Raw genomic sequence first — 14929 nt, forward strand, 5'->3', positions numbered from 1 at the left:
TTTATATCTCATCAAAAATCATTGGAGTATGAGGTGCAGAAAATGAGATGGATAGTGGGTGTGTTGATGGTGGCCCTGGTAGGGCTGGTGATTGGAGCGGGAACGTTTGCGTACTTCAGTGATACGGAGACGAGCAGTGGGAACCAAATTACGGCTGGGACTTTGGAACTCAAACTTGGAGATGGTGCAAATACATGGTACGACGATCCAAACATACCCAGTTACACTGTCACGAATGTCTATCCAGGCTGGAGTGATTGGCTTGACTTCTATGCCAAGAACTTTGGAAGCATTGATGGCGACCTATATATGAAAGTTACATATACCGAAAGCACTGGTGATAATACCGAGGCGGAGGGAAGCCCAGATGATGCCGTTTTGGACGATAACCTCTGTGTTGCAGTTACTTTGGACGGAACTTCCTTTGATCTGAGTACCTACGACACCAATAGTGATGGTTGTGTTTCGCTCTCAGAGATTGCCAACCAGTACATCTTACTTGGAGACCTTACCGGAGGAAATTCTATGCACATAAAGATCGATGTGAATATCCCGACAACAGTCGGAAACGAGATCCAGGGAGACACGGTGACTGTCAATGTCGAGTTCAAGCTAATGCAAGACGGAATTTTACCATCCTAAACAATTAGTCATTTAATTTTTCAATGGGTGACCAGCGATGCGAAGCGTTGCAGCGGCTCTCATCCTCATCAGCCTTGTGCTCGCAGGAGCTGGCTACGGTACATGGGCAATCTATCAGGACACTGAGACGAGCAGTGGAAATTATGTTCAGGCTGGAACGTTGGACATATACCTGACAGACCATACAACCGATGCAAACCAGCAGTGGCTTGTTCTCAACTCGTATCCAAGAACTGATGAAGATAATCCGGGCCAGAGCAGTTGGATGGGGTCTGGACAGATAAAGGTTCACAACGACGGTAGTCTACGGGGAGACCACATAGAGCTGGCTTTCAAGTTCAAATGTTACGAGGACGACGACGGCGATGTATTCGTCAGCCCGACGTATCCATATGACTTTACATATGACTCATCAAAACACACCATCGGCCCAGAATCAGATACCAACCAAAGTGGTATAGGAGATTGGTTGAAAGAGATTAAACTCACAAAACTAAACTATGGGCTCTCCTCCAACAGAGAGACTACGTACAACTTGCTAAACGGATTGTGCATGGCAGACGGTGATTCAGAATGCACAATGAACGATTTGGCGTTGTCTGTTATTAAACTGCCATCAGATTACACACCGCTTACGGACGGCAATGAGTACGGTCTCATCCAGATGGATTTCGAGATTATTGACACAGGAACGCCCCAGAACGACTGGCAGGGCGATGTCTGCGAACTGATAGTGCAGGTTGCATTGGCCCAGGATCCAAGCCAGACGGTCCTTTCGCCGGGAGGGGTTGAGGTAATACTTCCGAGCAGCAATTGATCACAGCAGAGATCAGCATGAAGTCCATCAAGAAATTTTCAATTTTTTTTGTGATCTTGCTGGCTATCTTGCTGCAAATTCTCAGCCAGACTTACGCCCTGAACCCCCATTACTTCGCACCATCTGCCACAGGCTATCCTGATCTCTGCTTCGTTGTGGATGGCAACACAGCTCAGCAAGCCCCACCGTTTCTGAGAGCATCAAACTTCAGGCCGGGAGATTACGCCGAGGGTTTTCTAACGCTGAAAAACTGTGGAACTGGTAAGTCAAGCTTTCTCAGCATCTCGCTGAGCTACTACGGCTTCACCGACCCAAACTCGGATAGCAGCCCGGAGGGTTTCCTTTCTGCCATTGAGATCACAGATATGTCCTTGGGTGAAAGCGGAAGTCCTGTGTGGAGAAATCTGAAAAACTACATCGAGGACGTGAACAGTAACGGCAGAATAGACCTGCACGACCTCTCACTGTTCCCTGTAAACATCCAGTACACAATCAATCCGGACGATGGTAGAGAATTCTACATAAAGGTAAGGTTTATACCGGATGCCGGCAACGAGTATCAGGGAGACAGCATAAACCTGAGCTTCACGTTCACAATCGGGGGTTGAAGATGAAGACCGGCATCCTCATGCTTGCGATCTCGGGAATGGCTCTCGTTTTCCTCGCATACACAGGCTTCACGTCAAGTTATTTTTATGACACTGAAAAAGTTACGATTACACTGCAGGTCTATGCTCCTCAATCATCACACGTTGAGGTCGAAAAGCTGAGCGACTGCCCCTTTAACCACTGCAGTGAATATTTCTGCGTGAGGCTGAAAAATACAGGAGATGCAAGCGTCACCCTTGTGGAAATTGAAGGTGAGAGCCTTCAAAAGCTGATTGCGCTCAACGGATCGGGTGGTGAGATTTACGACAGCAGTAATGAGAAACACAGCCTGAGCATCACAGTTCCGCCCTTTTTCAGTGATGAGGACTACATTTACCTTGCCCTCAAGTTTGGTGAACGCTGCTCAGAGAAGCATGGCATGCACGGAAAGGATAAAGAGCATGAGGATAAGCATGATGAAAAGCACACGGTCAGGCTGAAGTTTTCGGACGGTTCAGAGCTGAAAGTTGAATTCGAGAGAGGTGATTGATTGTCAAGGGTGATTGCAGTTGTATCCACCACATTATCCGCGGTTTTTCTTCTCGCCTTTCTGACTTTCAAACCTGCAGCACTTATAGTGCTGAGCGGGAGCATGGTTCCAGTGATATATCCCGGAGACATAGTCCTGGTTTTTGAAAAAAACCCTGAAGAGCTGTCCGTAGGGGATATAATCACATTCAGAAGCCCTGATGGGAGGGAGAACGTTCTCATAACCCACAGGATAATAAACATAACGAAAGAAGACGATGGAAGCCTTGTTTTCAGAACGAAGGGGGATGCTGTGGAGGAGCCAGACCCCTTCACCGTTCACGAAGACGATATTGTCGGCAGCCCCGGAATTCTCATTCCGATGCTCGGATACCTGCACGAGAAAAGGGAGATCACGTACTTTGGACTCATACTGATACCGTCTGCCATCATAATGGCACAGGAACTCAGGATACTCGCGAACCCCACGGTAAGCGAGAGAGAAGAGGTGAGGAAAAAAAGACTCTCAGAGAGGAGGAGGGGTGTTTTCAGATGGCACAGGCTTTTGTTTGTCACCTCAGCATACACAGCCCTTTTCTCAGCACTGTTCTGGATATCTGCCAACACCAACCTGCCGGTGCAGAAGGCAGAGTTTGTCAACGGAAGCTGGTTTGTTGCGGAGAATTTTGACCCATACAGCATGATTTATATAATTCCTCCATTCTATATCGAAAGGCTCGGATTGAATCCACTCATCGTGCTTGGCATCTATACAGCATTCTGCACGCTGATTTCGATTCCACTGTGTATCGAGAGGAGGAGAAATGCATGGAAAAGAAGAAGATATGGCTTGCTGTTTCGCTGATTTTTTTGCTCGTAACTCTGGCAGCCGGATATTATGCCTACGGGAACCTCAGGCCAGAGGTGAAGCAGATAAAAACCACGGAAAAGGCTGGAGTGGTCACAGTGGGATTCACCCACTCCGCAATCGTTATGAGCGATAACCCGCTGTGGGAAAGAGGAAGCAGGCTTGAGAACAGGAGCGTGTACTTCTACTCCGTAAGCCCTGTCCTCGATATCTGGCTCACGATCTCGTATCCGGGAAATTTCACCGCTGACTACGTCATCCGGCTGGAATACCTCTCCAAAAACTCAAACCAGGTTCTCTGGGAGAAGACAGAGACCGTCAGCTCAGGCAACACATCGTCTTCAAACTGGGCCACCGTTCATACATCGCTTAACATCCCTGACCTCAGAAAGAAGATTTCAGAAATAGAGAGCTATCTGGACTTCAGAGGGGGCAGCAAGGAGATCCGGCTCACTGCTGAGGTTGAAATATCCGGCGATTACGGCAAGTACAGTTTGTCAGCACCGCTAACTATCTCTCCCGGGGACAGCTACTATTCTGTCTCCTCACAGAAATCCGAAAAACAGATAGAGAAAAAGGTCACAAAGACCGTCTCTGTGCCGCCCACACAGAAAGAGATCGCTGCCAGCGCCGGACTTGTGGTCGCTCCACTTCTTGCAATGATTGCCTCGATATACATGTACGCAACCTCGGCACCCACACCCGAAAAGCTCCACAGAAAGTACGGGAAGTGGATAAGCAACGCCAAGCTTCCGGAAGGCGACTTTACTGAAATTCAGGTTGAGAGTCTTCAGGACCTTGTTGATATTGCCATAGATACTGGAGAGAGAGTTCTGCATGATAGGGAGACCGGCGTGTACTTCATCGTAAAGCAGGGAATCATCTACAAATACAGACTTGCTTACAGAAAGAAGGGTAAAAAACAGTGATCAATCAACGCCGAGCAGCGACCTCACGAGATTCTCCCTGGACCACTCCCCTCCGCTAAACCTTTCAAACATCATTGCCTTCTCGCCTGCCTTACCGAAAACCTCTGCGTAGATCTCCATATATGACTTTCCTCTTTCATAAAGCTCCAAACACCTCTGTCTCAACCACTTGAGGTAATTCAGGTACTCCTCGACCTCTTCTCTGCGGTATATTCCATGCCCTCCAAACGCAATCTCGAAATCATGATTGAGCAACCTCTCCAGGGATTCGATGATCTGAACATATCTCTCATACCTCAGAGCCACGGATACCCTCTTTGCTGCAATCAGATCCCCGATGAAGGCATAACCATCCAGAATGTAAACAACATGATCCCGGGAATGTCCAGGAGTGTAAACGAACTCTATTTCAGGTTCCCTGAACCTCTCGGCGGGAATCTGTTCAACCTCTCCCCATACCAGCTTCCGGTAGTCAGGTATCTCAAATCCTGATGAAAGAATTTCAGCCGTGGCCTTTCCTGAATAGATCACATCAAACAGTCCCGCATTTCCAGAGTGGTCTTCGTGGTGGTGGGTGAGATAAACCGAATCACAGGCTCTCTTCCCGAAATATTCTCTTATTTCGTCCCTCACATTTGAACATCCTGAATCGAAAACGAGGTCTGAATAAGCGTAGAATGACGTTGTGAACACCACTCTGCCTCCAACCTCTGCCCCAACTTCAATCCGCTCCACATCCCCAATCCTTTCGGTTGCAAGCATATCAGCCAAAGAATGAGTCAAGGGTTTTTTGTGTATTTCCCTTTATGGTCAGCTCGTTGTACCCGAACCTCTCAAGTATCCTCAAAACACTCGGGATAATCTGATTGTTTATGTAGTACTCCCTGTCAATCCTCTTCTTCTCGTTGCCGAGTTTGGTTTTCAGCTCAACAAGCTCTCCATCAAAGCTTTCAATCAGTTCGAGTGGATAGGCTCTGTCTCCGATGTTGCCGGAACCCTCAACAACCACGAATCCCACCTTTGTGCCTACAGGGTAATGATACCCAAGCTCCATTCCTCTCTTGGCAGCCTTAACGTGTGCCTGAACACTCTCATATCTGGAGGGTTTTCTTGTCAGCCCCTTGTAAATGATGTACTTTTCAAGGGGGTACTCACCGGACTTTATTCTGCCTATCACCTCTCTAACATATTTGAGAGCCTTTTCCGGATTCATTTCTTTCAGGATTATCTCTATAACACTCCTCTGGGTTTCCTTCGCAAGCTCACACCAGTCTCCTCTCCTGACTTCAAGACCCTTGACAACAAGTCTTCCGTCCGATGTAAGTCCGGCGTACCTCTTTTTTTCAACGAAAAATATTGTTCGGTAGATTTCATCGACCTCAATAGTGATTGGTATTTCTTTCGAGATGCGCTTTATCAGCTCCTCCACTTCCTTGCTGTCTGCAAGTCCGTCGTTCTTCTTTACAAAAAGCGAGTCCGTATCGCCATAAAGCACCTCAAACCCCATGCTTCTGGCAATCTCTGCAGATTTCTTTATGAAATGTCTCCCCCATGCTGTTGTCGCCTCAGCACATGCTCTGCAGTACCACCTTGCCCCGCTCCATCCTGTGTATCCGTAAAATGAGTTCGTGAGAATTTTGAGCGTCTGCTGCTTTATGTCGAGAAGCCTGTAGTCGATGCTGTCCCTGTCTGTTTCGCCCATCATGGCTTTCACTTCACGCCTCCGTCTGATCAGGTCCTGAAGAATTCTCTTGAAAAAGCCATCTGGTTGTTTTCTGAACCTGTGGTTAACCTCGGGCGCAACAAAACAGTCATCACATGCTCCCGAAACGTATGTATCTGGAGAGATGTTGTAGGCAATCATTATGGAGGGGTACATCGAAGCGAAATCCAGACAGTAAACGTTCTCATGCAGACCTCTGACCGGTTCGAGGACAAATGCTCCCTCGTAACCCTCATCCATTTCCCTGGGATTTGGTGCGAGTTCGTTCAGTCTGTACGCTTCACTCAGAAGCAACCAGTCAACCTGCTTTCCCCTGCCGATCCTTGTGATGTCGTCCACAGGGAGTCTGACCATCCTGGAAAGCTCGTAGTGCATCGGAAGGAGTTCTTCGGCTATAAAATACGTGTTGAGTATGTCCTGTCTCGAGTATCTGAAAACGCTCTCCTTATCTCCAGAGGTCCACTTCCGGTAGATGTCCTTCGCCTCTATGTCCGCAATTTCCACCTTCCTGCCCAGAAATTCGGCCACATTTTCAAGCTTTTTGACCTTGACGTCCAGTCTCATCGCCAGGTCATAGAGGTCAACATTCAGCCGTCCAGTGATTTTCGGCCTACCACCCCTGAAAGTCAGCTCACTACCGTCTCTGCCAACTGAAAGCTTAACGGAGAGCTTTTCGGCTCTCTTTTTTAAATACGGCCAGTCAAAACCATCCTGGTTGTAACCAACGATGATGTCGGGATCCAGCTCCCTTATCACCTTTACAAATCTGGCTATTATCTCCCTCTCCTCACCGTGTATGATTTCCTCATAATCACCCATCTTGACTCCGATGATTATTATCGGGTCCTTCTCTGCATCAGCCATCCCGAACTCGGTCAGCATCTCACAGTCAAATGCGAGAACTCTCAAACTGGGAAACGTCTTCTTTCTCACTCTCTCGACGGTCTCTGCATCAACAACCCTCAGTCCCTTTTCCTGTCTGACATCACCCTCAACCCTCACACCATCCATGCATGCAAGATCCCTGTCAATCAGATACCTGTATGCAAAGGGTATGTCCGCCTCCCTCACATCCCCGTAGTCTCTGAAAACCTCCCTCAGCTTTGGGACATCCTGGGGGTGGCGTGCATAAACCACATAAACTTCAGTTTCCTTGCCAAAAATCTTTTTCCTGGCTTTTTCCACCTTCAGAGGGGATACGACCTTTCCCTTGGATTCAACCTTTACATCCATCGGATCGAAGTCTTGGTAAGGAATGACGTAAAAGTAGGGGGTGAAATTTCTGTCATACACTACGAAAACTCCTTCCTCGTCCCTGCACCACAGCCTTACCACTGCTTTTCCTACCTCGGTAACATAATCTGCATCAATGAGCCAGCCTTCCATTCAGGGAATTGTTGGCGGGATACTATTTAACCCTTTCACGACTCTGATGCAATTCTGTATTACATATGTAATACAAAAAAAACAGTTATAATGCCTGTAATCCTTCCAGAATCCATGAGCTACAGGGTTGTTAAGGGAAAGGACTTTTCAGATGTGCTGAATGGAAACGTGGGTTTCGTTCTGTGCATCGGCAATACAAAAACTGCGGAAATTCCTGGAATCACTGCAGCAGGGGAAAATCCAGACCTGATTAAGTTCACCCCACCAGCTGATGCAGAACTCCTGCATTACGGACAGTGCAAGAGCATTCCGTTTCCGCCTGCAACTCCAGACGGAAAACCAACCCCGGCACTTATCACATACACTGCCCTGAGGCTGCTCAAAATCCCGCTGTTTGTGGTCGATGCGGGACTTATGGTGAAACCGAAGATACCGTACTACAGCATTAACGCACCTGTGGGAAACAACATTGCAGAGCAAAGTGCCTTCAGCATGGATTCGGCAATGGAGGCTTTTGAGTATGCCCGGATCATAGGGAAAGAAATTTCAAAGGCCTTTGACGTGCTGATGGTGGGTGAAAGCATCCCTGCCGGAACAACAACGGCGGGAGCAGTTCTGAAGGCACTTGGACTGAATCCCGCTGTTTCATCAAGCATGCCCCGGAATCCAGTAAACATAAAAAGAGAGGTTATCGAAAAAGCCGTGAGCAGGGTTAAGACCGATGACCCGATTGAAATTCTTGCAGAGGTCGGCGACCCCGTTCTGCTTGCGGTTGCAGGCATTTCCACAGGCTCGAAAAAACCGGTTGTTCTTGCAGGAGGCACACAGATGGCCGCAGCCTCGCAGATAATAAAGAGAATAGACAGGAGCAGTGAGATATACCTTGCCACAACAGCGTACGTTGCCGAGGATGCAACAGCCAGCATTTCTGAAATTTCGGCTGTGGACGTTATAGCGAGTGATCCGGGACTTGGCGAATCCTCGAAACCCGGACTCAGAGCCTACGCCGAAGGATTTGTCAAGGAAGGGGTCGGAGCAGGAGGTGCCACGCTCCTCGCCTACAAGAACGGTTACACCATGAAACAGTTTTTGGATGAAGTGGAGAGAGATTATGAGTCCATAATAGAGCAGGCCAGGTAACGGGCCTGATTAATTCATTTTTTAAATCTGTCCCCCTTTCCCATTCAGCAGCCGAACACGAGAACATTTTTATTGAACACCGTACATAATCCGGCTGATGCCTCACAGATATTCCGGAAAGCCGGAAGCCCTCAAAAGTGAGAAAAGAAGGAGAATTCTACCCGTAGATGTCTTCGAGAAAGAGGTTATAGGAAAAGTGCGGTGCAGGGAAAACGCAGTAGACTACGGTGCCGGGCCGGGGTATTTCACCATCCCCCTTGCAAAGCACTTCAAAAGAGTTTATGCAATAGATGCAAACATAGAGATGGTCGAAGCGCTGAGGAGCGAGCTTGAGAGGTTAAAGATTAAGAACGTGGGTATTGTACTCTCTGAAAGGCTACCTGAGTTTGATTTCCCCGTAGATTTCGTTTTGTTCTCCAATGTCCTGCATGAGGTGGATGACTGGAGAGGATTCCTGGAGTGGGCTTCAAAAGCTAAAGTCGTCTGCGTTATAGAATGGAAAAAGATTGAAATGGACTACGGACCACCTGTTGAGGAAAGGATTGACGAAAATGAGATGGAAAAAGCGTTGAGGGAGAATTTCAGGTTCGTTGAAAAGCTCCCCATTTATGCTCACCATTACACACTAATGGGCTATAATGAAAAAGATGCTCTGAACGAGCCCGATTAAAAATCCCAGGATTGCTCCTGAAATCTCTATGAACCTCATCTCGTTTTTCGCCAGCTTTTTGAACACGTACTCGGCTTCCTCCTCACTGAACTCCGCAATTTTCCGCTCCAGGAATTTTCTGAAGTCAATATTTTCCACAATCACCTTGCTCGCCATAACCTGTGTTTTTGACAGCAGGTCCTCAATCTGGTCTGAAATTCGGTCAACCACCCCGTATCTTTCCAGAATGGCAATAACTGCCGAATTTGACAGAATCCTGAAAAGTCTTGACTCTCTGATTGTCTTTTCAATAGCCTCCTCGATAAGCTCCCTGAATTCTTCCCTGCCAACGTATTCCTCAAAAACATCGATTATCCTGTGGGCAAATTCCTCACTTTTGGCGGGAATTAAGCCCTGTATCTTGAATCCCAGAATCTTTATTGGTTTTTTTGGATGAAAAAGCAGCTTTACAGCTACAACGTTTGTCAGGTAGCCTATGAACGCTCCAAGGATTGGAGGAATAAAAAATAAATATATGTCCTCCAGAAAACCACCTCAGAATATCTGCGGGGCTCTGTACTCCCCAAACGCCTCCCTCAGAGCGTCTGTTATCTCTCCGAGGGTGGCTCTGGCCTTCACCGCCTCAAGAATGTACGGCATCAGGTTTTCGTCGGGATTCTCTGCTGCTTTCTTGAGTTTGGTGAGTGCCTCCTCCATTTTGCTCCTGTCTCTGGTTTCTCTGAACCTTTTCAGCCTGTCTATCTGCTTCTGAACCATTTCCCTGTCTATCCTCAGAATTTCGACGTTCAGCTCCTCATCTATTCTGTACTTGTTAACTCCCACGACTGTAAGCTCACCCTCGTCAATTGCCTTCTGCTTCTCATAGGCAGACTTCTGTATTTCCCTCTGTATGTATCCACTCTCAATGCCCTTTATGACTCCACCCATCTCGTCGATCTTCTCGATGTACTTCATCGCCTCTTCCTCGATCCTCTCGGTGAGCCACTCAACATAGTATGCCCCACCAAGCGGATCTGCGACATCTGCCACCCCACTCTCCTCTGCAATGATCTGCTGCGTCCTGAGTGCGATTCTCACAGCTTTCTCGGTCGGAAGGCTCAGCGCCTCATCATAGCTGTTGGTGTGCAGACTCTGCGTTCCTCCGAGAACGGCGGCAAGAGCCTGTAACGTAACCCTGATTATGTTGTTTTCAGGCTGCTGGGCCGTTAAGGTGCATCCTGCAGTCTGGACATGGAACCTGAGCATCATTGACCTCGGGTTCTTCGCCCCAAATCTTTCCTTCATAATTCTTGCCCAGATCCTTCTCGCAGCCCTGAACTTCGCAACCTCTTCGAGCAGGTTGTTTCCCGCTGCAAAGAAGAAGCTCAATCTCGGAGCGAAGGTATCCACATCCATACCTCTGTCTATTACCCTCTGCACATACTCTATTCCATCTGCAAGAGTGAATGCGACTTCCTGCACTGGCGTGGCTCCGGCCTCTTCCATGTGGTAACCTGAAATGCTGATTGAATTCCATTTCGGCACCTCTTTTGCGCAGAACATTATGATGTCAGTTGCAAGCCTCAGGCTCGGCTCTGGCGGGAAGATATATGTCCCTCTCGCAATGTATTCCTTCAGCATATCGTTCTGAACAGTACCCCTCAGAACCTTCCTGTCGACACCCTGCGACTCGGCAACGCTTATGTACATGCTCAGGAGCTGTGCTGCAGTGGAATTGATCGTCATGGATGTTGAGACCTTGTCGAGTGGAATCCCATTAAACAGAATCTGCATGTCCTCTATTGTATCGATGGCAACACCAACCTTCCCGACCTCTCCGAGGGCCATCGGACTGTCGCTGTCGTAGCCTATCTGGGTGGGCAGATCAAAGGCAACACTCAGTCCGGTCTGACCCTGTTCAAGCAGGTACTTGTACCTCTTGTTCGTCTCCTCTGCCGTTCCAAACCCGGCATACTGCCTCATTGTCCATACTCTTCCACGATACATTGTGGGGTAAATGCCCCTCGTGAACGGGTAAGCTCCGGGATAGCCGAGCCTGCTTTCATAATCGATACTGACATCTTCGGGCGTGTAAACCCTGTCAACCTCAAAACCACTTGCTGTTCTGAATACATTTTTCCTTTCAGGAGCTTTTTCGAGGAGAGGTTTCACGTATTTTTCTTCCCATTCTCTCTTATTCATGGATACACCTCCTCAGGATACGACAAAAAGCTCGGAACCGGCCTGAACCCTGTCGCCTTCCTTAACGAGTATTTTCGAAAGTCTGCCATCAGAGGGCGACACAATCTCGTTTTCCATCTTCATTGCCTCGAGAACCAGTACTGGTTCACCTTTCCTGACTTCCTGACCCTCGTTTCTCAGAATTCTGACAATTGTGCCGGACATCTCGGCCTTCACCAAATTTCCATCCAGCTTTTCACTTCCGCCGGGCGATACACCCTGCCCTGAAGAGCTACCGGTGTCAATCCTTACAAGAACATCTCCCGCCTGAACCTTCGCCCCCTCGTTTACCTCGACACCAGCCACAGTACCGTCAAATGGAGAGACTATTTCGTTTTCCATCTTCATTGCCTCGAGGATCAGCAGGGGCTGACCCTTCTTAACCTCATCACCGTTTTTAACCAGAATCCTCACAACCGTTCCGGACATCTCTGCCTTTACCTCTCCTCCGGCTGCTTTTACGGGGGCAGCAGAGACCTGAGACTCTGCAGCCTGCAGCTGCTTTCTTTCCTCGACCATCTCGATTACTTCTTCCTTACCGTTGACGTTCACTCTGAACTTGCCCGGTGCTATCTCCTCAACATGTACATCATATCTTCTCCCGTTAACCGTAACGGCATATCTCGCCAAGATTCACCACCCCGGCACTCTCGAAACTATTTTCCAGTAGCTGACTTCTCTCCGGATTTCAACAGGCTTCTCCGAGTGATCCTCGATATATCTGTGAATGGCAGTTATGGCGGCAAGAAATTCTTCAGTGTTCACCACACATCACCTCACAGGGGTATGTTGCCGTGCTTCTTGGGCGGGAGTTTCTCCCTCTTGGTGTCCAGAACTCTCAGAGCAGATATGATTTTGACCCTTGTGAACTTTGGATCGATTACATCATCAATGTAACCCCTCGCAGCTGCCCTGTAGGGATTCGCGAAACTGTCCCTGTACTCCTGAACCTTTTCCTGTTTGACCTTCTCAGGGTCTTCGGCTTTCGCAATCTCCTTTCTGAATACGATTTCCGCAGCACCTTCCGGACCCATCACCGCAATTTCAGCGGTAGGATAGGCATAAACCACGTCAGCACCAAGGTGCTTGCTGCCCATGGCAAGATACGCTCCACCATAGGCTTTTCTCAGGATCAGAGTAACGAGTGGGACTGTGGCCTCACTGTATGCATACAGAATCTTTGCACCGTGCCTTATGATACCGCCATACTCCTGCTGAACTCCGGGAAGATAACCGGGGACATCAACAAAAGTCAGTATCGGTATGTTGAACGCATCGCAGAACCTGACAAATCTCGCAATTTTATCACTGCTGTTCACGTCGAGGGTTCCGGCATAGAACTTGGGGTTGTTTGCAACAATTCCAACCGTCTTTCCGTCCATCCTGGCAAACCCAACTGTGGCATTGGGGGCAAACATCTCGTGAATTTCGAAGAATTCCCCGTTATCCACCACTGCCCTGATAACATCCCTAACATCATAGGGCTTGTTCGGGTCGTCAGGTATGATATCATAGATTTCAGGAGTTGTTCTCGCAGGGCTATCGCCCGTATCCTTCTTAGGTGGATCTTCGAGGTTGTTCGGTGGCAGGAAGCTGACGAGCTTTCTGACGAGCCTCATGGCATCCTTATCATCTTCGGCAACAAGGTGTGCGTTACCGCTCTTGGCAGCATGTGCCTCCCAGCCACCCAGCTCCTGAGGAGTAACATCCTCTCCGGTTACGGTTTTTATCACCTGCGGCCCGGTGATGAACATGTAACAGCCCTTGTTCTTAGTCATCACTATGAAGTCACCGATGGCAGGGCTGTAAACTGCACCACCTGCACACGGGCCAAGGATAACACTGATCTGCGGAATAACACCGCTTGCGAGAGTATTCCTGTAGAATATATCTCCATAACCCTTGAGGGCATCCACACCCTCCTGTATTCTGGCTCCACCGGAGTCGTTCAGCCCTATTACCGGAATCCCGACCTTCATGGCGAAGTCGAGAAGGTAGGCTATCTTGTAGCCGTGCATCTCTCCAAGACTGCCACCCATCACCGTGAAGTCCTGGGCAAATACTGCCACCAGCCTCCCATCTATGGTTCCGTAGCCAGTCACAACGCCGTCTGCTGGTAGCTCAACCTTATCAAGCCCGAAATCCGTGTTCCTCTTCTCAACAAACGGATTTATCTCTACGAAGCTACCGGGATCGAGAAGGAGTTCAATCCTTTCCCTCGCCGTTAGCTTTCCTGCGTCGTGCTGCTTCTTTATTCTCTCCTCCCCACCCATCTGTTTGATCTTCTCCTTTCTGCGGTAAAGTTCGTCGATCAGTTCTCTCCTCAATTTCATCCCTCCACAAATTCCAGCAAAACGCCCTTCGTGCTTTTTGGATGAACAAATGCAACCTTCTTGCCACCAGCACCGATCCTCGGCTTTTCGTCTATAACCTGAAGACCATTCTTCTTTGCGTTCTCGATCGCCTCTTCAATGTTTGAGACGTTGATTGCTATGTGCTGGATGCCCTCTCCCCTTTTCTCGACGTGTTTTGCTATCGCACTTTCCGGAGAGGTTGCCTCAAGAAGTTCTATTTTGCTTTCACCAGCGGGAAGCATTGCAACCCTTACCTTCTGTTCCGGCACCTCTTCAATCTCCTTTACCTCAAAGCCGAGCTTTTTGTAAAGCTCTACTGCCTCGTCCAGACTTTTTACAGCAATACCGATATGATCAATCTTCCTGATCTCAAAGCTCATGCTACCACCTTTTCACCAACACTCCTCTTGATAAAGTCAATAATCTCATACATTGGCGTACCGGGTATGAAGACCTCGGCCACGCCCATTTCCTTCAGCTTTGGTATATCTTCAGGAGGGATAATTCCCCCAACAAGAACAACAATATCTCTGCCAGGCTCAATTCCTCTCTTCCTAAGCTCATCCACTATGAGAGGGATCAGTTCGAGATGCGCTCCACTCAGAATGCTAAGGCCAATAACATCTACATCCTCCTGCAGAGCTGTCTCAGCAATTTCCTCCGGCGTCCTTCTTATTCCGGTGTAAATGACCTCAAAACCGGCATCCCTCAAAGCCCTTGCAATCACCTTTGCACCCCTGTCATGACCATCAAGACCCGGTTTTGCAATAAGAACTCTGATTTTTTTCTCCATACAGACACCTCCGGCAGCTATTTTACATGATATGCCACGAAAATTCCACTTGAAATTCATATATACCTTTCGAAAAATTACGTTCTTGTGAGTTTCTACCCCCCTCCCCACCTTTTCCACTGGAATTTCTCCGTTCTCGTCAATTTCTGCTTAGAAAAGCAAATGGATTAAAAAAGGTTCAGAAAACAGTATGGACTGAAAAAACACCCAATAACATGCCGATATCCAATCAAGAGTCCAAATCACACGTCCACAATTCCAGAAAAATCAA

General features: G+C 48.3%; 17 protein-coding genes. 8 read left to right on the plus strand and 9 right to left on the minus strand.

All coding sequences use genetic code 11. The annotated features are described in order from the left end of the window. The first annotated feature begins 42 nt into the window (after window positions 1-42). From GACE_RS11165 to GACE_RS03665, 6 genes are all read left to right on the plus strand, one after another. Window positions 43-642 carry a TasA family protein gene (locus GACE_RS11165; protein WP_148305910.1) on the plus strand — a complete coding sequence of 200 codons (600 nt, stop codon included), beginning with the start codon at window positions 43-45 and terminating at the stop codon, window positions 640-642. A 37-nt stretch (window positions 643-679) separates the two neighbouring features. Then, window positions 680-1459, plus strand: coding sequence for a SipW-dependent-type signal peptide-containing protein (locus tag GACE_RS03645; RefSeq protein ID WP_048091271.1), 780 nt, complete (start codon window positions 680-682; stop codon window positions 1457-1459). A 68-nt stretch (window positions 1460-1527) separates the two neighbouring features. Next, window positions 1528-2067, plus strand: coding sequence for a hypothetical protein (locus GACE_RS03650; protein ID WP_158413796.1), 540 nt, complete (start codon window positions 1528-1530; stop codon window positions 2065-2067). A gap of 2 nt (window positions 2068-2069) precedes the next feature. Beyond that, window positions 2070-2597, plus strand: coding sequence for a hypothetical protein (locus GACE_RS03655; RefSeq protein ID WP_048091274.1), 528 nt, complete (start codon window positions 2070-2072; stop codon window positions 2595-2597). A gap of 9 nt (window positions 2598-2606) precedes the next feature. Beyond that, window positions 2607-3440 carry a signal peptidase I gene (locus GACE_RS03660; RefSeq protein ID WP_318249312.1) on the plus strand — a complete coding sequence of 278 codons (834 nt, stop codon included), beginning with the start codon at window positions 2607-2609 and terminating at the stop codon, window positions 3438-3440. Further along, window positions 3404-4372 carry a DUF5305 domain-containing protein gene (locus GACE_RS03665; protein ID WP_048091278.1) on the plus strand — a complete coding sequence of 323 codons (969 nt, stop codon included), beginning with the start codon at window positions 3404-3406 and terminating at the stop codon, window positions 4370-4372. Before GACE_RS03660 ends, GACE_RS03665 begins: the two co-directional genes overlap by 37 nt. On the opposite strand, the gene GACE_RS03670 is transcribed toward GACE_RS03665, so the two are convergent. Next, the gene (locus tag GACE_RS03670) at window positions 4373-5134 is read right to left on the minus strand and encodes an MBL fold metallo-hydrolase (protein ID WP_048091280.1); all 762 of its coding nucleotides are present in this window, start codon (window positions 5132-5134) and stop codon (window positions 4373-4375) included. 1 nt (window position 5135) lies between these two features. Next, a complete protein-coding gene (locus GACE_RS03675; RefSeq protein WP_048091282.1) occupies window positions 5136-7481 on the minus strand; it encodes a DNA-directed DNA polymerase in 2346 nt (781 codons plus the stop codon). Window positions 7482-7595: 114 nt separating this feature from the next. Between GACE_RS03675 and cobT the strand changes: the two genes are divergently transcribed. Together cobT and GACE_RS03685 are read left to right on the plus strand one after the other, a co-directional pair. Continuing rightward, window positions 7596-8621 (plus strand): nicotinate mononucleotide-dependent phosphoribosyltransferase CobT, encoded by a 1026-nt coding sequence (gene cobT / locus GACE_RS03680; protein ID WP_048091284.1) that lies wholly within the window; start codon window positions 7596-7598, stop codon window positions 8619-8621. 97 nt (window positions 8622-8718) lie between these two features. Continuing rightward, window positions 8719-9291, plus strand: coding sequence for a class I SAM-dependent methyltransferase (locus GACE_RS03685; RefSeq protein WP_048091286.1), 573 nt, complete (start codon window positions 8719-8721; stop codon window positions 9289-9291). Here the strand turns inward: GACE_RS03685 and GACE_RS11875 are convergent. The 7 genes from GACE_RS11875 to GACE_RS03715 all read right to left on the minus strand — a co-directional run bounded on the left by GACE_RS11875 (window position 9247) and on the right by GACE_RS03715 (window position 14658). Continuing rightward, a complete protein-coding gene (locus GACE_RS11875) occupies window positions 9247-9501 on the minus strand; it encodes a DUF445 family protein (protein ID WP_052400206.1) in 255 nt (84 codons plus the stop codon). The genes GACE_RS03685 and GACE_RS11875 overlap by 45 nt on opposite strands. A gap of 324 nt (window positions 9502-9825) precedes the next feature. Then, entirely contained in the window at window positions 9826-11472 is a 1647-nt protein-coding gene (locus tag GACE_RS03695) for an acyl-CoA mutase large subunit family protein (protein WP_048091290.1), read from the minus strand. Window positions 11473-11484: 12 nt separating this feature from the next. Beyond that, on the minus strand, window positions 11485-12141 hold the full coding sequence (locus GACE_RS11510) for an acetyl-CoA carboxylase biotin carboxyl carrier protein subunit (RefSeq protein ID WP_052400208.1): 657 nt from the start codon (window positions 12139-12141) through the stop codon (window positions 11485-11487). Between the two features lie 3 nt (window positions 12142-12144). Beyond that, window positions 12145-12276 carry a hypothetical protein gene (locus GACE_RS11885; RefSeq protein ID WP_318249286.1) on the minus strand — a complete coding sequence of 44 codons (132 nt, stop codon included), beginning with the start codon at window positions 12274-12276 and terminating at the stop codon, window positions 12145-12147. An 11-nt stretch (window positions 12277-12287) separates the two neighbouring features. Beyond that, on the minus strand, window positions 12288-13844 hold the full coding sequence (locus GACE_RS03705) for a carboxyl transferase domain-containing protein (protein WP_048091292.1): 1557 nt from the start codon (window positions 13842-13844) through the stop codon (window positions 12288-12290). Beyond that, window positions 13841-14245, minus strand: a complete 405-nt coding sequence (gene mce / locus GACE_RS03710) for a methylmalonyl-CoA epimerase (RefSeq protein WP_048091294.1) — start codon at window positions 14243-14245, stop codon at window positions 13841-13843. The genes GACE_RS03705 and mce overlap by 4 nt, the downstream gene beginning before the upstream one ends. Further along, complete coding sequence (locus GACE_RS03715; protein ID WP_048093610.1) at window positions 14242-14658, minus strand: cobalamin B12-binding domain-containing protein; 417 nt, start codon at window positions 14656-14658, stop codon at window positions 14242-14244. Before GACE_RS03715 ends, mce begins: the two co-directional genes overlap by 4 nt. Between the last annotated feature and the right edge of the window lie 271 nt (window positions 14659-14929).

This window comes from Geoglobus acetivorans, assembly GCF_000789255.1.
GTDB classification, from domain to species: domain Archaea; phylum Halobacteriota; class Archaeoglobi; order Archaeoglobales; family Archaeoglobaceae; genus Geoglobus; species Geoglobus acetivorans_B.